This window comes from Microbacterium sp. HD4P20, assembly GCF_019449275.2.
Taxonomy (GTDB): domain Bacteria; phylum Actinomycetota; class Actinomycetes; order Actinomycetales; family Microbacteriaceae; genus Microbacterium.
This window is the reverse complement of the sequence record NZ_JAHZQZ020000022.1, coordinates 65627-86414: the sequence shown is the minus strand read 5'-3', so window position 1 is coordinate 86414 and position 20788 is coordinate 65627. Positions and strand designations below refer to the sequence as shown.

15 protein-coding genes are annotated in these 20788 nt (G+C 70.9%); 9 read left to right on the top strand and 6 right to left on the bottom strand.

From position 1 onward, the window contains the following. The first annotated feature begins 4 nt into the window (after positions 1–4). The gene (gene rpsN / locus K0817_RS16925; protein WP_019180467.1) at positions 5–310 is read left to right on the top strand and encodes a 30S ribosomal protein S14; all 306 of its coding nucleotides are present in this window, start codon (positions 5–7) and stop codon (positions 308–310) included. Positions 311–493: 183 nt separating this feature from the next. Here the strand turns inward: rpsN and K0817_RS16920 are convergent, their stop codons facing one another. Further along, positions 494–1378 carry a potassium channel family protein gene (locus tag K0817_RS16920; RefSeq protein WP_219982865.1) on the bottom strand — a complete coding sequence of 295 codons (885 nt, stop codon included), beginning with the start codon at positions 1376–1378 and terminating at the stop codon, positions 494–496. Between the two features lie 144 nt (positions 1379–1522). Here K0817_RS16920 and K0817_RS16915 point away from each other — a divergent pair, with 144 nt between their 5' ends. From K0817_RS16915 to K0817_RS16905, 3 genes are all read left to right on the top strand, one after another. Beyond that, positions 1523–2686 carry an alpha/beta hydrolase gene (locus K0817_RS16915; protein WP_219982864.1) on the top strand — a complete coding sequence of 388 codons (1164 nt, stop codon included), beginning with the start codon at positions 1523–1525 and terminating at the stop codon, positions 2684–2686. Between the two features lie 223 nt (positions 2687–2909). Beyond that, entirely contained in the window at positions 2910–3197 is a 288-nt protein-coding gene (locus K0817_RS16910) for an HU family DNA-binding protein (RefSeq protein ID WP_219982863.1), read from the top strand. Positions 3198–3440: 243 nt separating this feature from the next. Next, the gene (locus K0817_RS16905) at positions 3441–5420 is read left to right on the top strand and encodes a cytochrome c oxidase assembly protein (protein WP_219983143.1); all 1980 of its coding nucleotides are present in this window, start codon (positions 3441–3443) and stop codon (positions 5418–5420) included. 10 nt (positions 5421–5430) lie between these two features. Here the strand turns inward: K0817_RS16905 and K0817_RS16900 are convergent, their stop codons facing one another. Further along, the gene (locus K0817_RS16900) at positions 5431–6591 is read right to left on the bottom strand and encodes a hypothetical protein (RefSeq protein ID WP_253735471.1); all 1161 of its coding nucleotides are present in this window, start codon (positions 6589–6591) and stop codon (positions 5431–5433) included. 139 nt (positions 6592–6730) lie between these two features. Here K0817_RS16900 and K0817_RS16895 point away from each other — a divergent pair, with 139 nt between their 5' ends. Then, positions 6731–8128: an ATP-dependent RecD-like DNA helicase gene (locus K0817_RS16895; protein ID WP_219982862.1), complete on the top strand. Its 1398-nt coding sequence runs from the start codon at positions 6731–6733 to the stop codon at positions 8126–8128. A gap of 150 nt (positions 8129–8278) precedes the next feature. Here the strand turns inward: K0817_RS16895 and K0817_RS16890 are convergent, their stop codons facing one another. Together K0817_RS16890 and K0817_RS16885 are read right to left on the bottom strand one after the other, a co-directional pair. Beyond that, positions 8279–8932, bottom strand: a complete 654-nt coding sequence (locus K0817_RS16890; protein ID WP_219982861.1) for a heme oxygenase (biliverdin-producing) — start codon at positions 8930–8932, stop codon at positions 8279–8281. Positions 8933–8985: 53 nt separating this feature from the next. After that, a complete protein-coding gene (locus K0817_RS16885) occupies positions 8986–9342 on the bottom strand; it encodes a DUF2470 domain-containing protein (RefSeq protein ID WP_219982860.1) in 357 nt (118 codons plus the stop codon). An 81-nt stretch (positions 9343–9423) separates the two neighbouring features. Between K0817_RS16885 and K0817_RS16880 the strand changes: the two genes are divergently transcribed. Together K0817_RS16880 and K0817_RS16875 are read left to right on the top strand one after the other, a co-directional pair. Further along, positions 9424–10689, top strand: a complete 1266-nt coding sequence (locus tag K0817_RS16880) for a serine hydrolase domain-containing protein (RefSeq protein ID WP_219982859.1) — start codon at positions 9424–9426, stop codon at positions 10687–10689. Positions 10690–10705: 16 nt separating this feature from the next. Then, complete coding sequence (locus K0817_RS16875; protein WP_219983141.1) at positions 10706–11581, top strand: DMT family transporter; 876 nt, start codon at positions 10706–10708, stop codon at positions 11579–11581. 6 nt (positions 11582–11587) lie between these two features. On the opposite strand, the gene K0817_RS16870 is transcribed toward K0817_RS16875, so the two are convergent. Both K0817_RS16870 and K0817_RS16865 read right to left on the bottom strand, forming a co-directional pair. After that, positions 11588–12817 (bottom strand): glycosyltransferase, encoded by a 1230-nt coding sequence (locus K0817_RS16870; RefSeq protein WP_253735503.1) that lies wholly within the window; start codon positions 12815–12817, stop codon positions 11588–11590. A gap of 16 nt (positions 12818–12833) precedes the next feature. Continuing rightward, positions 12834–13982, bottom strand: coding sequence for a substrate-binding domain-containing protein (locus K0817_RS16865; protein ID WP_253735470.1), 1149 nt, complete (start codon positions 13980–13982; stop codon positions 12834–12836). Between the two features lie 233 nt (positions 13983–14215). Between K0817_RS16865 and K0817_RS16860 the strand changes: the two genes are divergently transcribed. After that, the gene (locus K0817_RS16860) at positions 14216–19699 is read left to right on the top strand and encodes a fibronectin type III domain-containing protein (RefSeq protein ID WP_219982857.1); all 5484 of its coding nucleotides are present in this window, start codon (positions 14216–14218) and stop codon (positions 19697–19699) included. A gap of 98 nt (positions 19700–19797) precedes the next feature. Further along, positions 19798–20781 carry a Gfo/Idh/MocA family protein gene (locus K0817_RS16855; protein WP_253735469.1) on the top strand — a complete coding sequence of 328 codons (984 nt, stop codon included), beginning with the start codon at positions 19798–19800 and terminating at the stop codon, positions 20779–20781. Positions 20782–20788 lie beyond the last annotated feature (7 nt).

The following is a 20788-nucleotide window of genomic DNA, read 5'->3' as shown; positions in this document are numbered from 1 at the left end:
TCTCATGGCCAAGAAGAGCAAGATCGCGCGCAACGAGCAGCGCAAGGTGATCGTCGACCGCTACGCCGCCAAGCGCGCCGAGCTGAAGAAGGCGCTCGTGTCGCCGACGTCGACCGACGAAGAGCGCGAGGCCGCTCGCGTGGGCCTGCAGAAGCTGCCCCGCAACGCATCGCCCGTGCGCGTTCGTTCGCGCGACGTCATCGACGGACGCCCCCGCGGTGTCCTCACCAAGTTCGGCATCTCGCGTGTCCGCTTCCGCGACATGGCACACCGTGGCGAGCTGCCCGGCGTGACCAAGTCGTCCTGGTAAGCCCAGCACGAAGCCTCGAAGGCCCGGAGTTCCTCGGAACTCCGGGCCTTTCGCCGTTGCGGCTGCTCGTTCCGGCTGCTCGTTGCGGCTGCTCGTTGCGGCTGCGTGGCAGGGCGCGGCATCCGCGCCGTCGCGCGGCGTGGCGGATGCCGGAAGGTGCAGCGCGGGCTCGACCGGGTGGGGTCAGGGGGCCGTGCGACCGCGGTGGCCATGGCCGTGACCGCTGGCCGCGCTCTCGAGGACGTCGGCCGCGGAGTCTCCGGCCAGGTGCGGGTACTGGTGCCGGAGCACGCGCGCCAGCTCGTCGATCACACTGGCCAGGGCTCGTCCTTCCGCCCGGACGTCCGCGCTGGCCGTCGCGAGGGCAGCGTCGCGCAGTTCGAGCGCGTAGCGGAGGGCACCCGGCGCCGAGAGCCGCTCATCCCCCTCCGCGAAGTAGAAGATCTCGGCGTTCTGGACGAGGTCGGCCGTCAGCTCCGCGAGCGACCGCGACACCGACCGGACGATGGCCGCGGCACGCTCCGGGCTCAGCTCGGCCAGGTCGCGCGTCATCCCCGCCTCGTGCAGGCTCGTGAGCTCGATCGCGACCGCTCGCCGGCGCGACAGTGCGGGATACAGCTGCATGAACCACGAGACGGACGCCGAGAGCATCGCGAAGCCCGTCAGCGCCTCCAGAGGCGCGATGGCCCGGATGACCGGGTCGACCGGGACGACATCCCCCAGCCCCAGGGTGGTCAGCGCCACGAGTGAGAACGTCATGGCTTCTGCGAACGGGTGGTAGGCGGACGGGTCGACACCTGAATAGGCGAAGCCGTCGAGGATGTGCGGAAGGTACACGAGCGCCCAGCCGCCAGCGATGAGCGTCAGCCAGACCAGGACTGTCGCGAGGATCGTCAGGGGACCGCTGGCGGTGGCCAGTCGCCTGCCCCGCCTGCTGAGTCTCCATACCGTCCGGAAGACGACGGTGCTGAGCCGCCCCGTCGCGGTGGGACGAAGGAGGGTTTGGAACACATCGTTCAGGGCGACGACGACCAGGACGATGCCCACGATCGTGCTGAGAGCAGCCATGCCGCCACAGTAGCCGCCGCCCCGAGCGCCCCGGGCTTCCCCGCGGTCCGCGGCGACAGGGGGCGTGGTCGCTCGGGCCGTCCCCGCCCTGCGTGAGGCGTCGGCCCCGATTCGTAGACTCGACTAGCGAGTGGGGGTGATCGGATGCCGCTGGACCCGTTCTTCGACGAGCGCTTGCGCACGCACCGCAAGTACCTGATCGACAGGGCTCTGGGCAACGTCCGCGCGCGACTGACCGCGCTGTGGCCGTTCGCCCGGTCCGCGGGGCCGGCCGCGGTCGCGGCCGCCGAGAAGGCGCCCGCCGCCGCCGTGAAGAGCGCGGACCTCCCGGCACCGACCGGCACCGGGACGCCGCAAGCCGGCTCAGGACCGGCCCTCGGTCCCCGGTCGCGCGCGCGTGCGAAGCATCGCAAAGCCGCCCTCGCCTGGGATCGTCGCGAGCTCAAGACCGTGGGAACCCCGGGCCCGAAGGTGCGCGCCACCGAGCACCGCCTCGCACCCGACGGCGCGCCCCCGTTCCGCGTGCGGATCTACTACCCCGAACCGCCCCGCGACGGTGGTAGCGACGGCACCGATGCCCGCCCCGTGCCCGCAGCGCTCACCTTCTTCGGGGGCGCGTTCCGCATCGGCGGCATCGACTATCCCACGACGGATGCCGCACACCGCCGCCGCGCGCTGGACGCGGGCGTCGCGATCGTCGCCGTCGACTACGCACTCGCACCCGAGCACCGCTATCCGGTGCCGGTCGAGCAGGCGTACGCCGCTCTGACGTGGCTCTTCGCGCAGGCACCGGACCTCGGGATCGACGCCGCGCGGATCGGCGTGGCGGGCACCTCGGCCGGTGCGAACATCGCCGCCGCACTCACGCTCGCTAACCGTGATCGGGCCGCGCGTCCGCTCCTCTTGCAGGTGCTGGAGGTGCCGGTGGTCGACCTCACCGGCCGCAGCCTCGACCTGAGCGCGACGCGGGCGCTCCGCATCCCGAGCCTCATCGCCCTGCGCGAGCTGCGCTCGGTGGCGCGCACCTACCTCGCCGACCCGCGACAGGCGCGCGAGGCGTACGCGTCGCCTCTGCTCGCCTCGTCGCACGAGGGTCTTCCGCCCGCTGTCATCCTGACCGCCGAGTACGACCCGCTGCGCGGAGACGGCGACGCATACGGCGCCGCGCTGCGCCGGGCCGGGGTCGATGCGAGCGTCGTGCGGTATCAGGGTGTCACGCATGACACCCCCATCTTCACCGGGGTGCTGCCGGCCGCGCGGCGCTGGCACGAAGACGTCGTCACGGCCCTGCGCCGCCTGCACGCGTGACCCGGCCATGGGCGCGAGCGACGATGCGCAGGCCACTTTCGTAACATTTGTCACTCTGGTCACACGACACGCCGTATCGATCGTCAGAAAACCGCGGAAATACGCGGGTTTGTCGGCGTTGTCGGGTACATTCGGGACCGGTCCATCAGACCAGCCGGGGGGCGATGCCGTCCGGTCCGAGCAATGACAAGACGGCGATGAGTCGTCTTTGGAGGACAACCAAATGGCTGACAAGTCCATCACCAAGACCGAGCTCGTCGCGAGCATCGCCAGCGCGACCGGGCAGAGCCAGTCCGCCGTCTCGAGCGTGCTCGACTCCCTCTTCTCCACCGTCTCCGAGGCGGTCGCCAAGGGCAGCAAGGTCTCGATCCCCGGCTGGCTCTCGTTCGAGCAGGTCGCCACGTCGGCTCGCACGGGCCGCAACCCGCAGACCGGCGCAGAGATCAAGATCCCCGCGGGCAAGCGCGTCAAGGTCACCGCGGGCTCGAAGCTGAAGGCTGCCGTCAAGTAGTCCGACAGACCTTTCGAAGGGGGATGCCGCGACCCGCGGCATCCCCCTTCTGCCTTCCCGCACGTCGAGCGAGCGTAGCGAGACGAACGGCCCGGACGCAGGCGCTGGTTCGATGCGTTTCGTCTCGCTCGTCCCTCGCTCGCTCAACGACCGGGGGCAAGATACGGGCGACGTAGGCTGGAACGCGTGATTCCCACGCCCACTGCACGCGCTGCCGACGCGCCGCGCGGAGCCTCCGGACGTGTGGGCTCGACCCGTGTGCTGCGGGCCGTGGGTCCAGCGATCCTCGTTGCGACCGCGCTCATCGTCCTGGTGTGGGCGCTGGCGTTCGGCGGCGGTGCGGCGCCGCTCGCGATCGGCGACCCGGGGCCGGCGGCACGCTGGGGACTTCCGGTCGCGAAGCTGTTCGTCAACCTCTCGGCCGCGGGCATGGTGGGCGTGCTTGTCACGGCGCTGTTCACCCTGCGCGCCGGCGACCGCGAGTTCGACATCGCCCTCGATGCGGCATCCATCTCGGCCGCGATCTTCACCCTCGCCTCGGCGGCCACCGGGTTTCTCACCTTCGTCACCGCGTACAACCCCGCGATCGACGCCGGCCCCGAGTTCGGTGCGCTGCTCGGCCGCTATCTGGTCGAGTTCGAGGGCGGCCGCACGTGGCTCATCACCACGATCGCCGGCGCCGCGCTCACGGTGCTGACCTTCGCCATGAGGTCGTGGACCGCCACGCTGTTCGTCGCGATCCTCGCGGCGGCCACGCTCGTACCGATGGGCACGCAGGGCCACTCCGGCGAAGAGGCGTTCCACCACGAGGCCATGACCGCGCTGATCCTGCACATCATCGCCGCGGCGGTGTGGCTGGGCGGGCTGCTCCTGCTGGTGATCGTGCGTCCGCTGCAGTCCCGCGACCATCTGCCGTCGACCGTCGCGCGGTACTCGAGCATCGCGCTCGCGGCCTTCGCCGTGGTCGCGGTCTCGGGCACCGTCCGCGCCGCGATCGGCCTGCAGGAGTGGTCGGCACTGCTGTCGCCCTACGGCGCGATCCTGGGCGTGAAGATCGTCGCCCTCATCGCACTAGGCCTGTTCGGCGCCTGGTATCGGTCACGCCTGATCGGCCGATTGGACTCGGATGCGGCATCCCGTGCCTTCTGGACCCTGATCGCGTTCGAGCTCGTGCTTATGGGTGCGGCGAGCGGTGCGGCTGCGGCACTGGCCCGCACTCCCCCGCCCGCGGTGACGCTGCTGCCCGAGGAACTGTCGCCGGCGGAACGACTGACCGGCGCACCGCTGCCGGTGGAACTCACGCCCGAGCGCTGGCTCACGGCGTGGAACATCGACCTGCTGTGGGCGATCGCCGCGGGGTTCGCGGTGTTCTTCTACCTCGCCGGAGTGTACCGGCTGCGCCGCCGCGGCGACGCGTGGCCGCTGTCTCGCACGATCGCGTGGGTCTCGGGCTGGCTGCTGCTGGTGTGGGTCACCGGCGGTGTGGTCAACGTCTACCAGGACTACCTGTTCAGCATGCACATGGTCGGCCACATGCTTCTGACCATGGCGATCCCGCTGCTGCTGGTCGTCGGCGCGCCCGTGACGATCGCGGCGCGCGCCATCCGCAAGCGCGACGACGGCACCCGCGGCGGGCGCGAGTGGATCCTGTGGGCGGTGCACTCGCCGGTCGCACGCATCCTCACCAATCCGTTCGTCGCGGCAGGGCTGTTCATCGGCTCACTCTGGGTGTTCTACTACACCGATCTGCTGCGCTGGTCGCTGTACGACCACCTCGGCCACGAGTGGATGGTCGCGCACTTCCTGTTCACCGGGTACCTCTTCGTGCTCACCCTGATCGGCATCGACCCGGTGCCGTACCGGCTGCCCTACCCCGGCCGGCTGGTGCTGCTCATCGCAATCATGGCGATGCACGCCTTCTTCGGCATCGCGATCATGATGCAGGAGGGGCTCATGGTCGCCGAGTGGTTCGGCTCCATGGGGCGCACGTGGGGAGCGACGCCGCTGGAAGACCAGTACACCGGCGGGGGAGTCGCGTGGTCGATCGGCGAGATCCCGACTCTGATCCTGGCGATCACGGTCGCGATCCAGTGGAGCCGCAGCGACGCGCGAGAGACCAAGCGCAGCGACCGGCACGCGGACCGGACGGGTGATGCCGAGCTCGAGGCCTACAACGAGCGCCTGGCCGCACTCGCCGAACGCGACGCCCGCACGGGCGGCTGAGGCGAGGGGCCTACCGCGTGTCGGGGCCTGTGACGACGATCGACACCCGGCCGTCGGGCTGGACCGTGATCGACCCCTTGACGATGAAAGGGACGTCCTCGCTCACGGGACGCACCTTGCCGTCGAAGAGCGAGCGGATCTCGACGTCGATGTGCGCGACCGCTTCGGCGGGGGTGATTCTCCAGCCGGCGCCGTCGGGAACCACCTCGACGGTGGGCTGCTGCGCGATCGACCACTTCGGGAGGGAATCGATGCGGTCCTGGACGAAGTACCCGAACGGGCAGGCCGTCGGCTGGAGCACCTCCTGCGTAGTGCACGAGGTGAGGAACTTCTCGACCTCCTCCTGCACGACGGCGACGAACTCGTCCGTCGCCTGCGCCTGCACCTGCACCGGGATCGCATCGAACGGGATGTCCGAGAGCACCGCGACGCCCGGGGTGCTCGAGATCGCGGTGTCGACCGAGACGGAGTAGAGGCCGGGCGAGAACACCAGCAGCGGCACGGGGGCCATGGGATCGGCATCCGGTCCGTCGGGCGACACCTGACGCTTGTCGATCGTGAACCCGTTGACGTCGAAGGTCATCGAGCCCGCGACCTGGAGGTTCATGACGGCGAGCGGGCTGGTCGCGAAGCGCCACGTGGGCGCGAGACCGATCGAGCCGTCGCGTTCGACCTCGAACGTGGTGCTCCCGGGGTAGCCGCGTGCGTCGTACTCGACGGTGACGCGGGTGATGTCGCCGTCCTCCTCTGCGCCCACGACGCGCGCATTCCGCAGCGGGGCGAGCGCTGCCTCGCGCAGCAGGGCCTCGTCGGCGGTCGGGGGCAGGCCGGCGGCTTCGAGTTCGGCGGAGCTCACGGTCACGCCCGGAACCGCGAGGGCTTCGGCGGCGTCGCCGTCGGCCAGCATGGCGACGTATCGCTCGACGAACGCGGCAGGGCTGTAGAACTGCCGCTCGAGCGCGCCCCACGCGGCAGGGACGGCCGCCACGAGCAGCAGGCCGACGATGCCGAGGGCCACCAGATCCAGGGCCAGCCGTGCGCGTCGCCTCCGCTTGCGCGGCGGCTGGATCACCGCAGCGACCGAGGGAGGGGTGGCCGCCGGCGCCGTCGCCGAGGGCAATCGAGGTGCCCCCGCGCGCCCCGCATCCGTGTCCACCGCCCCTTGATCCACGCGACCAGTCTAGGAAGCCGATGCCGGGAAGCTCGTGTGCGTCATCGTCCTGCCGCCCCGATCCCCGGATCGGCGGGTTCCGTCCACCGATCGGGGCCAAGAGCCCCGCACCCCGGCATCCGGTCGTTAGCATGAATCGGTGACCACGCCGCCTCCTTCTGCCGCCGTCGCGCTGTCGGCCGAACAGGAGGCGCTGTTCCGGCTCATCGAAGACACGCGCGAGCACGTCTTCGTCACGGGACGCGCGGGCACCGGCAAGTCCACGCTGCTGCAGCACCTCGCGTGGCACACCTCCAAGCAGATCGCGGTGTGCGCGCCCACCGGCGTGGCCGCGCTGAACGTCGAGGGCCAGACGATCCACTCACTGTTCAAGCTGCCGCTGGGCATCATCGGCTCCCATGACGAGCCGCAGAACGACGCGACGCGCAAGCTGCTCAACGCGATCGACACGCTCGTGATCGACGAGATCTCGATGGTCAACGCCGACGTGATGGACGCGATCGACCGGGCCCTGCGGCACGCCCGCGGACGCCGCGGCGAGCCGTTCGGCGGGACGCAGATCGTCATGTTCGGCGACCCGTACCAGCTGGCTCCCGTGCCGCCGCGCGGCGACGAACTGCGCTACGTGCGCGACCACTACCGCTCGTTCTGGTTCTTCGACGCCAAGGTGTGGGTGGGCGAGACCGCCACCGACGGCATCCTGGATGTCGGCTCGTACGGCGCGGATCTGCACATCCGCGAGCTCGTCGACATCCACCGGCAGTCCGATCCCGTGTTCAAGTCGATGCTGAACGCCGTGCGGTACGGGCGGGTCACGGCCGACATCGCGCAAGTGCTCAACGACACCGGCGCCCGCACGCCGCCGGACCCTGCCGACGGCGAGCATCCGATCATCACGCTGGCGACCCGCAACGACATCGTCAACAACATCAACCGGCGTCACCTGAACGAGCTCGTCGGGCGCGAGCAGACTGCGATGGCCGATGTGAGCGGGGATTTCGGACGAGGGGATGCCGCCTACCCGGCCGACATCGAGCTGAAGCTGAAGGTGGGCGCACAGGTGATGTTCCTGCGCAACGACACCGGGTCGTTCGGCGAGCCGCCGCGGTGGGTCAACGGCACGATCGGCACCGTCACCCGCATCGCCGGTGAGAGCGTGCGGGTCGACGTCGAGGGCGAGGAGTTCGACGTCGAGCCGGCCGTGTGGGAGAAATACCGCTATTCATACAACCCCGGCTCGAAGCAGCTCACGCGCGACATCGTCGCCGAGTTCACGCAGTTCCCGCTGCGGCTCGCATGGGCCGTCACCATCCACAAGTCGCAGGGCAAGACCTACGACCGCGCGATCATCGACCTCGGTTCGGGCGCGTTCGCCCCGGGGCAGACCTACGTCGCACTGTCGCGGCTCACGTCGCTCGACGGGCTGTACCTGTCGCGGCCGCTGCGGCCCCGCGACATCCAGGTCGACCCCGACGTGCAGCGGTTCATGGCGGGTGTGCGGGCACAGGCATCCACCCCCGTCCTCCCGAGGGCGTGACGGAGCCTCCGACATCCCCAGGCCGTCCCCGCCGCCCACCACGTGCGAAAACACTCGCCGTTACCGGCTGGTGTTTCGCGGCGGACCGAGCCGGGGAGAACCACTGTGACGGGAACGTCCCGGGGCCCCGGAACCGGCGCCACCGAGCGCTCAGGCGACGTGTGCGGCCTTCGCGGCGGCGAGATCGTCGAAAAGTTCGGTGTTGAAGCGGTAGGCCAGCAACACCTCGTCGATCACACGCTCCTGCTCGGCGGCATCCCACGGCGCCGCGTCGAGCTGCTCACGGTAGACGTCCTTGAAGGCCTTGGGGTCGGCGATGTCCTGGAAGAGGTAGAACCCGATGCCGTTGGTCTCGAAGCCGAAGCGCCGCGACATCAGACGGCCGATGAACTGTCCGCCCGACAGGTCGCCCAGATAGCGGGTGTAGTGGTGGGCGACGAAGCCGCCAGGCCACGTCGCGCCGACCTGGTCGATGCGCTCGACATAGCGCCGCGTGGTCGGCAGCGGCTCGACGCGCTCGCGCCAGTCGGGACCGATGAGGAACTCGAGATCGGCCTCGAGTGCCGGCAGGCGCGTGAGCTTGTCGCTGATGAAGACCTTCGCGACCGGGTCGTTGCGCATCCGGCCCGCCGTGCGCTCGAGCGCCTCGTAGATGAACCAGTGCTGCACGACGAGGTTGACGTAGTCCTCGCGCGTGCCCTCGCCCTTCATGAGGTCCCTCATGAAGCCGGCGTGCTCGCTCGACGAGTGCGCTCGGCTCGAGCGCTCGCGCAGCGCGGCGGAGAACGGGATCGGGTCGCTCATGGGCCCAGTGTAGCGAAAGGGTTAGGTGCGCCTAAGTTTGATTTTCGAGGTCGTCACGCGTGGGGGCGCGGTTCCACGCCGAGCCGCCGACACGCCTCGTCGTACAGCGCGACGATCTCGCGCCGCACCGCGGGCCGCTCCGAGATCGGCCCGCCGGGCCACGGCACCTCGACCGTGACGGTCCTGGTACCGGCGCCCGTGTCGGTGTCGGAGTCGGTGTCGGCGTCGGCGAGGATCGCGGTCCAGCGCCCGCCGTCGCCGTCGAAGCCGGTCATGGACGCCGACACGATCGCGTCGCCGTCGACGCCGTCGGCGAACGCGCGCGCGATCAGCAGGTTGTCGTCGGCGTGATCGCCGTTCATGTGACCGAGGACAGCCGTCAGCACGGCGTCGTCGAAGAGGTGCGGCATCCCTACACCCTACGGACCGCTGGACGGCAGAGACCACCGCGGTGTGTTTGAATTCATTGCACGATCACCGGGGGGTGAGCAATGCGGACCCGCTCCAGAAGACACCGCGCCGTCGCGGCGGTCTCCGGCGTTGTCGCGTGCCTGCTCGCGCTCGCGGGATGCTCGATCGATCAGCCCGTCGAGGTCGACACACCGCCGCAGGCGGAGGTTCCGCTCCCCGACGAGACGGTGCAGCAGCTGCAGGATGCCGTGACCCAGGCCATGGGCTTCACCGGGTCGTCCGGCGCGATCGTCGGCGTATGGGCGCCCTGGAGCGGCAGCTGGGTCACGGGGCTCGGCACCGAGCGCCCCGACGGCGGAGACGTCACCGCCGAGCTGCAGTTCCGCGCCGGCAAGATCACGCGGGCGATGACGTGCGACGTGCTCTACAAGGTGGCCGCCGAGGGCATCGTGAAGCTGGGCGACAGTGTCGCGCAGTATGTCGCCGGCGTTCCGGACATCGCAGAGGTGAGTCTCGAGGAGCTGTGCGACGGCACGTCGGGGATCGGCTCGTTCGCGGGCCAGCTCTCTTCCATGTGGCTGACGAATCCAGAGCGCACGTGGGATCCTCGCTACCTCGCGAGCTTCGGTCTCGGGCAGCCGCGCGAGGCCGAACCGGGTGTGGCCTATCGCGACTCGGACGCCGGGTACGTCCTTCTCGGACTCGCGCTCGAACGCGCTACCGACCGGAGCGCCGCCGAGCTCATCGAGGCCTACGTCACCGACCCTCTCGATCTCGAGGCCACGCACCTCGGCGCGCTCGATGCCGGCACCGCCCTGGACGGCGGGCAGGCGATGCCCACCGCCGAAGGGCCGCTGGACTGCGCGGCGCCCCGGGATCTCACGGCTGCGTCGTGGACCATCGGATTCACGGATGCCGGCGCGGTGACCGACATCGACGACCTCGGTCGCTACGTCCAGGCGTTGGCGTCGGGCGCGATCGTCACCGATGAGGACCGGTTCGCCGATGCGCTGCCCGCCACGCCTGACGCGCCATCTTGGTACACCGCGGCGGGTGGGGCGCTGCAGGCCGGACCGCTCGTCGGTCAGTTCGGCAAGGTCCCCGGCTACATCACCGCCGCGTTCTCTGATCCCGACAGCGGGCTGACGGTCGCCGTCGTGCTCAACAACTCCGCCGCCGACGGAGCGGTCGGCGCGTACCTGGCATGGCAGCTTGCCGCCATCGCATCGAAGGCTCCGGCGGCCGAGGGCCAGGAGATGCCCGAGGCCGGCCTGCCGTGGACGCCGGAGCAGTATCGCGACGCGATCGCGGCCGCGGCGGTGTGCACGCCTCCCGCACCGCAGTGACGCGGCCGTGACGCCGCTGAGCCGTCGCGCCGGCACGACGCCGGCGATCGCGCTCGTCGTGGTGGGTCTCGCGTGCCAGGAGGTCGGCGCGTCGCTCGCTGTGCTGCTGTTCCCCGCGGTGGGACCGCTCGGCATGGTGATGCTGCGCCTGGTGTTCTCGGCGGTGGTGCTGCTGCTCATCGCCCGCCCGTCTCTGCGCGGACATTCCCGGGCCGACTGGTCGGGTGTCGTCCTGTTCGGCGTCGTGCTCGCCGTCATGAACGCGTTGTTCTATCTCGCCCTCGAGCGCCTCGCCCTGGGCGTGACCGTCACGATCGAGGTGCTTGGTCCGCTGGTGCTGTCGATCGTGGCGAGCCGCCGCGCCTCGGCATGGCTGTGGGCGCTGGTGGCGCTCGCGGGCGTCATCGCCCTGGGTGGCGGCGGATGGGATCGCCTCGACCCGCTGGGAGTCGTCTTCGCCCTGGGCGCGGCGGCGAGCTGGGCGTTCTACATCCTCGCATCGGCACGGGTGGGCCGCGCCTTCCCCCGGCTCGACGGCCTCGCACTCGCGATGGCGGTCGGCGCGGTCCTCGCTCTTCCTCTCGGAATCGCGGATGCCGGAGCCGCCCTCCTGCGGATCGAGCTCGTCGCGCTCGGTGCCGCGGTGGCGCTGCTGTCGTCGACGATCCCGTATGCGTTCGAGCTGGTGGCCCTGCGCCGGCTCCCAGCCGCGGCGTTCGCCATTCTGATGAGCCTCGCGCCGGCCACGGCGGCCGTGGCCGGCTTCGTATTCCTGGGCCAGCATATGACGTGGCTCGAGGTCGCCGGCATCGCCCTGGTGATCGCGGCGAGCATCGGCGCGGTGCGCTCGTCGTCGCGTGCGGCGAGGGAAGCTGCCGAACCGCTCGCCTGATCCGGTTCACCCTCGGGCGATCGCCGCCTCGATCAGACGGGCCGATGCCGCGGCGCCGTCCTCACCCGCGTACGCGGCTGCGACCTCGCTCGCGGCATCCCGGATGCGCTCGTCGGTGAGCACGCGGCGGACCGCCGCAAGGAACTCGGGCTTGCGGACGCGCCGCGGCGAGACGGCGATGGCATTGCCCCGTCGCTCGCACATGCGCACGTGCCAGGTCTGCTCGGGCTGGAGCCCTATGCCGACGAAGGGGATGCCGGTGGCGCAGGCCGTCTGCACCGTTCCCTGCCCGCCGTGCAGGACGGCGGCGTCGACGAGCCCTCCGAGCCGGTGTGCGGGGACGAGATCGACGACGTGGATGTTCGGAGGCAGCGCATCGCCCGGCTCGAGGTAGTGGCGGATCGGGGCGATGACGTTGACCGGCAGAGTGGCGAGCGCGTGGGCCGCGTCCAGCGCCACCCGTCGGCTGGCCGAGGAGCCCAGGCCCAGGTAGACGAGCGGTTGCTGCGCGGCGGCCAGCTCGGCGACGATGGCCGGCAGCGGCGCGTCGAGGTGGGCGAAGATGGGCCCGACTCGCTCGAAGCCGGACGGCAGGCGGAAGCCGTCGAGTTCCCACGCCATGTCGGTGACGAGGTTGCGGTCGGCGGTGATCAGCGACGCGACGGTGCGCAGCGGCGGCACACCGTTCGCGCGGGCGACATGACGAAAGGCGCGCGGCGCCAGGGGAGCGCCGTCGTATATCCAGCGGAAGGCGCTCGTCGCGACGCGATCGGCGGCGCGGGCGATCCAGCCGTCACCGCGGATGAACTCCATGCGCCTCGTCTGGGCGACCTGGGCGCGGGTGAGGGCGAAGGGAACCGGATAGAACAGCGGGACGTGTTCGGCCCGGGCCGAGAGGAAGGACGTGACGTTCGATCCGGTCACCACGACTGGGGACCGGTACTCGCGGATAAGGCGTCGCTCGACCTCGACGCGCGCGGCGACCAGTTCGCGGGTGAACGGGCTGCGCAGCGCTCGGCCCTGGTCGAAGGCGACGGCCAGATCCCGTTCTTCGCGGCTCCAGGCGGGTGCGCACGCGCGGTACTCGAAGCCGGCTTCGACGATGAGGGAGACGAAGTCGTCCTCGTAGCCCATGAAGACCGGCGTGTGGGCCGGATCCAGGGCGCGCGCCACCTGGATCATGCGGGTGGTCTCGGCGAGATTGAAGGTCACCGGACAGAACAGCACATTGGCCATCGGCACCGCTCTCCCCTCAACCCGTCGCCACGCTCGCCGGCTCAGGCGCGGCCGGCACTGCGTCTCGAGCACGGGCGGTGGAGCCGCGGACGCGCAGCTCGGGCAGCACGTACGTGCGCTGCACCGGCCGCCGCGGGCCGTCCGTGAGACGGCCCACCATGGTCTCGACCGCGAGTCGACCGACCTGCGGCTTCGGGGGCCGCAGCGCCGTGATCGGCGGTTCGGCGCTCTCGGCCACCTCGTCGTCGTATGCGAGGACCGCCAGGTCGTCGGGCACCGACCAGCCGTGGTCGCGCGCGTGCTGCTGCAGGAGCACGGCCTGCGGATCGGAGTGGATGAGCACCGCCGTCGTGCCGGTGTCGCGACAGGTCTGCAGCAGACCGTCGATCGCGCGCTCCCGGGCGCCTCCGTCCAGCGTGTCGAGCGCGGTGTCGAGATCGAACGTGCTGGCCATGCCCAGCTCGTCGAGCGCCCGCACCCAGCCGCGGCGGAGCTGCCACGAGGTCGGCGAGCCGGGGGATGCCAGAAGACCGACGCGACGATGACCCAGGGCCGCAAGATGGCTCGCGGCCAATGACCCGCCGAACACATGGTCGGTGGTGACCCATTCCAGCCGAGTGAGTGCGAGCACGGACGGCACGCGTCTCTCGGCCAGCACGACGGGGATGGGCAGGGCGTCCAGCCACTGCAGCAGTGCCGAGCCCTCCGGCCCCTGGGTTTCGGTAGCGACGATGAGGCCGTGCAGCGTGCCGGACTCCACGAGCGAGCTGATCTGGCGACGCTGGTCGGCGGGGGAGTAGCTCGCACCGCGCAGCACGAGCTGCACACCGGCATCCGTCGCCGCTGCCCGCGCGCCGACGATGATGTGCGGCCAGTAATAGCCCAGCGACGGCACGACCATGCCGACGCGGAACCGCGGCGGGCCCGAGGTCGGCGCCGCCCTCGGCACCGAGGTGTCGAGCCGGCTGCGCAACGTCGCCCCGCCGTGCACGCGCGTGAGCAGACCGCGGTCGGCGAGCGCGCCGATGTCGCGCCGGATGGTCAGCTCGGCCACCGCGAACTCGCGCGCGAGCTGCGACACGCGAACGGATCCGACGCGCCGCAGCTCGTCCATGATGCGCTCGCGACGCGCGAGCGCGAACCGTGGCGGCGGGGTCGGATCCACGGCGATCTCCTTCGATGCGCGTGCGAATGTGTTCGGTTAGACCGTACTGTGACGATCGCACATCGCGGCGTTCTCCGCTTCTCCTCGCGCCGTTTCCCCGGTGCGTACGAGCTCCGTTGGGCGAAAGAGTTCGAGTGTGTTCGATCTTGTACGGATCGCTTCTCGGGTCCGCGGGCGTGGTGGTTTCCTGGCGGACGACCCGAGTGGGCTCCTTTCAACGACGAGGTATCCGAATGGCGAAGATGTCATCGGCCCGGATCACGGCTGCGCTGAGCGCTGCCGCGGTCGTGCTGGCCGCAGCCCTGGTCCCCCTTTCGCCCGCCGCGGCAGCCGGCGGTGGCGCGAGCGCAGTCGCGGAGGCAGGGGCGGCCGCGAGCTCCGGCATCCGGGGCACGCTCGCGACGGCCGACGAGGCCTTCGCCGAGCTGCCCACCCTGACCTACGACGACGTGGCGCAGTGGGCCGAGGTGCTCGTGAACGGCGAGGACGTCGAGCGGGATGCCGAGGGCCTTCCGTTCAACACCTTCGGCGGCTTCGGCTCGGTGTCGTGCAACAACACGTCGAACCTGCTCCTGGACTACAAGGAGGAGCAGCCCGAGGTCTACTGGCGCATCATGCACCTGCTCTTCGACCCGCAGACGGGTGCCGGCCTGAAGCACATCAAGGTCGAACTGGGTGCCGACAGCAACACCTCGTCGGGCGCAGAGCCAGCGACCAAGCGCTCGGCCGACGAGCCGGCGAACGTGCTGCGCGGAGCCGGGTTCCACTTCATCGCCGACGCGCAGTCGATCAACCCGCACATCGAGGTCGAGGCGCTGCGCTGGGGCGAGCCGTCGTGGACCCAGGCCACCCCCGACCTGCGGTACCAGTGGTACAAGGAGACCATCGACGCCGCCTACGACACGTACGGCGTCGAGTTCGACTACATGAGCCCTTCGCAGAACGAGGTGCACGCGAACTACATCGGCGCCGAACTGGCGTGGACCGTCGACTTCGCCCAGCGCCTGGAGCGCGATGCCCAGGTCGAGGGCGCCCGCTACGACTACTCGAAGATCAAGATCGTGGCGCTGGACTCGTACCGCAACGTCGGCGCGGTGTCACGGGCCATCCTCGACAGCCCGGCCGCGCTCGAGCAGGTCGACGCGATCGGCTACCACTACGACATCGCCGGCGACCCGAGCCTGACGCGGCTCAACAAGGAGTTCGGCATGGAGATGCTGTACTCCGAGGGCGTCGCGCCGATGATCGACCCTCAGTACCGCATCAACGCCGATCCCGCGCGCGGCGGCATCGGCGGGACGGTGGGCGCCGTCGACATCGCCGACCGGTTCATCAACGCCTACCGGTGGAGCGGCACCGAGCCGAACCCGGGCCACATGACGACCTTCCTGTTCCAGCCGGCCGTCAGTGCCATGTACGAGGGCTCGCAGTACTCGCCGAAGCACCTGATCCGTGCCTCCGACCCGTGGTCGGGCTACTACGAGGGCGGCGTCGGCATCACGATGGTGCGCCACTTCATGCAGTTCATCGAGGAGGGCTGGGAGTACATCGAGGGCGCCTCCGGAGGCGACGGCGCCAAGGGCGACGGCGGCACGGTCGTCGACACCTCGACCCGCACCTACCTGACGCTGCGGACGCCGGCTGCCGACGTCGCCGCGGGGGAGGAGCTGGAATTCACCCAGGTGCACGCGAACAACACCAAGACCGTCCGCAACTTCGAAGTCAAGGTCTCTGCACTCGACACCGGGGCCGACACGCCTCTGGCGGTGTGGGAGACGCGGGGACCGGATGCCGGCGACGAGGTCGACGCGAACTACCTGCAGAGCATCGGCAAAGTCCTGCCGGTGCGCGCCGAGACCATCGGCGGCATCGAACATTTCGTCTACCGCGTTCAGGTGCAGCCGTACTCGGTCGTGACGCTGTCGACGCTGCCGCGTGGCATCCACGGCACGACGGAGTCGTACGCACCGGGGGAGTACGCGTCGCCGGCGACCGACGACATCCTGCCCCTGCCGTACGGCGACGACTACGAGTACGCCGGCTACGAGGTGCAGTCGATCAACGGTGTCGAGATGGACTACGTCACGCGGCGCGGCGGCTCGCCCCGCTACACCGCAGACCAGAACGGCGCGTTCGAGGTCGTGGCCTCGGGCACCGATCGTGGCAACGTGATGCAGCAGCGCATTCATGCGCACAACCGCGGCTACACGTGGAACGTGTGGGGCGACGGCTCGCAGCGCAACCCCTCGACGGCCACCCCGGCGACGGTGCTCGGCGACCACGCGTGGACCAACTACACGGCGTCGGTCGACTTCCGCCTCGACACGGTGGTGCGGGATGCCGCGCTCGACAACTTCGCCGGGCTCGGCGTGCGGCAGGTCGTGGCCGAGGGCGCCGACCTCGCCACCTACTCGGCGCGCGTGCACGATGACGGCACGTGGGAGCTGCGCAAGCTGGGCTCGACGGTGGCATCGGGCACGGTGTTCATGTTCGACGCTTCCGCGTGGCACACGCTCGAGGTCGAGGCGAACGAGAACATCATCACCGCGCGCCTCGATGGCGAGGCCCTCGGCACCTACGCCGACACCACGGCGAACCCGACGATGGCCGGTCGCATCTCGATCGTGAGCGGCTACTACAACACCTCGTTCGACGACCTCGCGATCACGCCGATCGAGGGCCGCTCGTGGGCGAGCGTCAAGATCGACGATGCCGACGCTCGCGTCGCGTACCCCGACGGCTTCTCGTTCACGCAGGCCGGATTCGCGCACCTCAACCGCACTCAGCACGTGCTCGCGGCCGGCCGTTCGGCGTCGTTCGACTTCGAAGGCACCGGGTTCAACCTGCTGGGCGCCACCGGAGCGGCGACCCTGTCGATCGTCGTGGACGGCGAGCCGGCGCGCACCGCGACCGTCGGGGGCGTCGGCAACCGCCAGACCTCGTACTGGCTGCGCGGGCTGCCCGAGGGCCCGCATTCGGTGACGGTCACGGTGGTCTCGGGCACGTTCGTGCTCGACGGCATCGACGCCGTCATCGGCGGCGAGTCGTCGGGGCCGGTAGAGCCCGAGAAGCGCCCGGTCGCCGTCACCGAGACGCTGCCGCGCCTCGTCGCGACGGTGGGCGCGGTGCCTGCCCTGCCCGAGACGGTGGGTGCGCGCAGCGAGGCCGGCGGGGCCATCGACGCGCCGGTCGTGTGGACGGCTGCACCCTCGCAGTTCGCGTCGCCGTACGCGATGGTCAAGGTCGACGGCGTGTTCGCCGACAACCCCTCGCTCGCGGTGAGCGTCTACGTCGAGGTCGTGCCCGAGGGGGTGCAGTACTTCGTCGACGCCAATGCGCCCGCGGACGGCGCGGCGTATCCGGCCGTGCGGGATGCGCTGGGCGACCAGCTGCGCAACGGCAGCGCGGATGCCGCCTACACCGAGGCGTCCGGATGGGGGCGCGTCGGCACGTACAGCGCCAAGGGGCGGCTGAACCTCACTCCGTACGACAAGCTGCGCGAGACCGGCTGGTACTCGGCGAACGCGGCCACGCCGATCGCCTACCGCTTCTCACTGCCCGCCGGAGAGTACGAGATCGCCTCGGGTCACACCGAGTGGTGGAACCCGGGAACGAACAGGTCCCGTGCCGTCGCGACGACCGTGGAATACACGGATGCCGCGGGCCAGCCGGTCTCGGCCGCCATCGGGGCGCACACCTTCGCCAACGGATCGATCGGCACCTCCGCGGTGCTGCGAGGCGCGTTCACTCTCGACCACGACACCGTGGTGACCTTCACGGTCGCCGGGGCCGGCGGAACCGAGGCTCCCGCGCTGAGCTGGGTCGGCATCAACGACGCCCCCGCCGACCCGGTCGACCGGTCGGCGCTCGCCGCGGCCCTCGAGCGCGCGCAGACCGCGCCGAGCCGCGCGTACACACCCGAGTCGTGGCAGCACCTGCGCTCGGTCGGCCTCGAGGCCAAAGCGGTGCACGACGATCCGACTGCGACGCAGGAACAGCTGGATGCCGCGGCCGCGGCGCTGACGACGGCCCTCGACGCGCTCGTCGAGGTCGCCTACCTTCCGCTCGACGACTATCGGATCGCCGTGGAGGTCGGCACCGAGCTGGCCGCGGGCGCGGGGCTTCCGGCATCCGTCGCCCTCGCCACGATCAGCGGGGCCCACCAAGACGTTCCGGTCACGTGGGACGGAACGCCGTCGACGGCCGTGCCGTACGCGGTGAGCACCGTCACCGGCACCGCCGGTGGCACGACCGTCACCCTCGCGGTCGAGGTCGTACCGGCGAAGGTCGTGTACTTCGTGGACGCGGCCGGCGTGAAGGGGTCCAACGCGAGCAATGCCGGCATCGACTCGCCGGCCCACGCGGCGGTGCAGGCCTTGCGCGGCGATGGGCTGCGCAACGGCGTGGCCGATCGGCGGTACGACGCCGAGGCGGGATGGGGCCTGGTGAACCCGATCGACTCGGGCGCCGGATTCGTGGGCGCCAAGGCCCGCGTCGCCGGGGCGTACGACAAATTCGTGACCACCGGCTGGTGGGCGAGCGCCGGCGGGTCGGTCGACTACCGCCTCACGCTGCCGGCAGGCGAGTACGAGCTGACGTCGGGCTACCGCGAATGGTGGGGAGTGACCCGCCAGGTGCAGCCCAGTGTCACGATCGGCGACGAGACGGTGACGGGCGAGCCGGTTTCGCTGTCGGGCGCGGCGCTGCAGGGCACGTCGGTGATCCGCTTCACCGTCGACGAGCCCGGCGAGGTGCTGTTCCGGGCCGCGCGCGGGGCCGGCACGGCCGATCCGGTGCTCAGCTGGCTCGCCGTGGCCGACGTCACGCCGCCGAAGGCGCCGGACGCCCCGAGCGGAGTGACCGCGACTCTGGTCGACCTCGACGTGGACGTCGCCTGGACGGCTCCGGCATTCGACGGTGGCGCGCCGGTCTCGGCGTACCGCGTCTATGCGACCGGCGGCGAGACCGTGCTGTGCGAGGTGCCGGCCGGGGCCACCATCTGCCGGGTGACCGGCGTGGAACCCGGCTCGACCGCGTCGTTCCAGGTGACGGCGGTGAACCTGGCCGGCGAGGGTGAGCGGTCGACGAGCTCGAACGACGTGACGCTGCCCGAGGTGTCGCAGAACGACGGTGCCACCGGCGTGCCGGGCACGGCTGTGCTGTCGTCGAACGACGGGCACGACACCGGGCTGAAGGACGGAACGTTCCAGCTGACGATGGACCTGTGGTGGGGCGAGAACGCGAGCCTGTTCAAGCTCTACCGCGACGGCGAGCTCGTCGCCAAGGTGCCGCTCACGATCGCGACGCCGCAGGCGCAGCGGGCCGTGGTCGACGTCGCCGGACTGCCGAACGGCACGTACGAGTACACGGGCGTGCTGGTCAACTCGAAGGGGTCGACCGACACGAAGCCGCTGACCGTCACGGTGGTCGACGCGGCACCCGGCAAGCCGGTGCTCTCGAGCGACAACTGGTCGGGATCGGGGTCGTACACCGTGACGGCCGACCTGTGGTGGGGCACGAACGCCACGTCGTACCGGTTCCTCGAGAACGGCGTCGAGGTGGGTGCGGGCGAGCTCGTGGCGGCGACCCCCGGCGCGCAGCGGGCGACGTTCGCCGTCGCCGGCAAGCCGAAGGGCTCGTACGTGTACGTGGTCGAGTTCACCAACGCGGCCGGCATGACGACGTCGAAGGAGCTCACCGTCAAGGTGCGGCGCTGACGCCACGCCATGATCCGGACGGCCCGGGCGGCGCGCCGGGCCGTCCGCGGGCGGGTCGCCGGGCGGCACGCCGCGCGCGCCGCTGGTACGGTCGGGGCGTGCAGCGTACGAGGTGGGCCGTGCTCGGCCCGGGAGCGATCAGCCGGGACTTCGTGACGGGACTGCGCAGCGCGCAGCACGGCGTGCTCCATGCGGTGGGCAGCTCATCGGCCGAGCGGGCCGCGAGGTTCGCGGCGGAGCACGGGGCCGTGGCATCCGGAACCTACGACGACATACTGGCCCGCGACGACGTCGACTCGGTCTACATCGGCACCGTTCACACCACCCACGCCGACCTCGCGATCCGCGCCCTCGAGGCGGGCAAGGCGGTGCTGTGCGAGAAGCCGGCGAGCCCCGACGCCGACGACGTCGAACGCATCCTCGCCGCCGCGGCACGCACGCAGCGGCCGTTCCTCGAGGCGTTCAAGACCCGGTTCGGACCACTGGCCGAGGCCCTGAACGGTCTGGTCAGCAGCGGCGAGCTCGGCGTACCGCAGCGGCTCGAGGCGGCGTTCGGGTTCGCCGCCGCGTCGCGCGAGGGCCGGCTGTTCGATCCGGCGCTCGCCGGCGGCGCGATCCTCGACGTCGGCTGCTATCCGGTCGCCCTCGCGGTACAGGTCGCCGCGGCGGCGGGAGCGCCGGTCGACGCGCCCGCGGTGAGCGCGGTCGATGCCGAACTGGTCTCGGGCGTCGACGGCTCGGCGTCGGCCGATGTCCGCCTCGGGTCGTTGGTCGCGGCTGTCTCGACGTCGATCGAACGAGAGCTCCCGGCATCCGGGCTCATCCGGTTCTCGGACGGCGAGCTGTTCCTCCCCGACGCGTGGGGCGAGCGCGCCGTGAGCGCATCGACCCTCGTCGTGCGCCGGGGCGGCTCGGAGCGGGTCGTCGAGGTGCCGGTCGTGCAGCCGATGGCCGCGGAGGCCGATGCCCTGTCGCTCGCGCTCGCCGAGGGCCGGCTCGAGGTGCCCGAGATGCCCTGGTCGCACACGCGCGCCGTCGCCCGCGTGCTCACCGATTGGCACGCCGCCGCCTTCGCCGGCTGACGCCTCG

Bases quoted from the DNA above. Each gene is read 5' to 3' on its own strand.
- K0817_RS16880 (WP_219982859.1), top strand. From the start codon at position 9,424: ATGCGGACCCGCTCCAGAAGACACCGCGCCGTCGCGGCGGTCTCCGGC.
- K0817_RS16910 (WP_219982863.1), top strand. From the start codon at position 2,910: ATGGCTGACAAGTCCATCACCAAGACCGAGCTCGTCGCGAGCATCGCC.
- K0817_RS16920 (WP_219982865.1), bottom strand. From the start codon at position 1,378: ATGGCTGCTCTCAGCACGATCGTGGGCATCGTCCTGGTCGTCGTCGCC.
- K0817_RS16870 (WP_253735503.1), bottom strand. From the start codon at position 12,817: ATGGCCAATGTGCTGTTCTGTCCGGTGACCTTCAATCTCGCCGAGACC.
- K0817_RS16915 (WP_219982864.1), top strand. From the start codon at position 1,523: ATGCCGCTGGACCCGTTCTTCGACGAGCGCTTGCGCACGCACCGCAAG.
- rpsN (WP_019180467.1), top strand. From the start codon at position 5: ATGGCCAAGAAGAGCAAGATCGCGCGCAACGAGCAGCGCAAGGTGATC.
- K0817_RS16885 (WP_219982860.1), bottom strand. From the start codon at position 9,342: ATGCCGCACCTCTTCGACGACGCCGTGCTGACGGCTGTCCTCGGTCAC.
- K0817_RS16860 (WP_219982857.1), top strand. From the start codon at position 14,216: ATGGCGAAGATGTCATCGGCCCGGATCACGGCTGCGCTGAGCGCTGCC.
- K0817_RS16890 (WP_219982861.1), bottom strand. From the start codon at position 8,932: ATGAGCGACCCGATCCCGTTCTCCGCCGCGCTGCGCGAGCGCTCGAGC.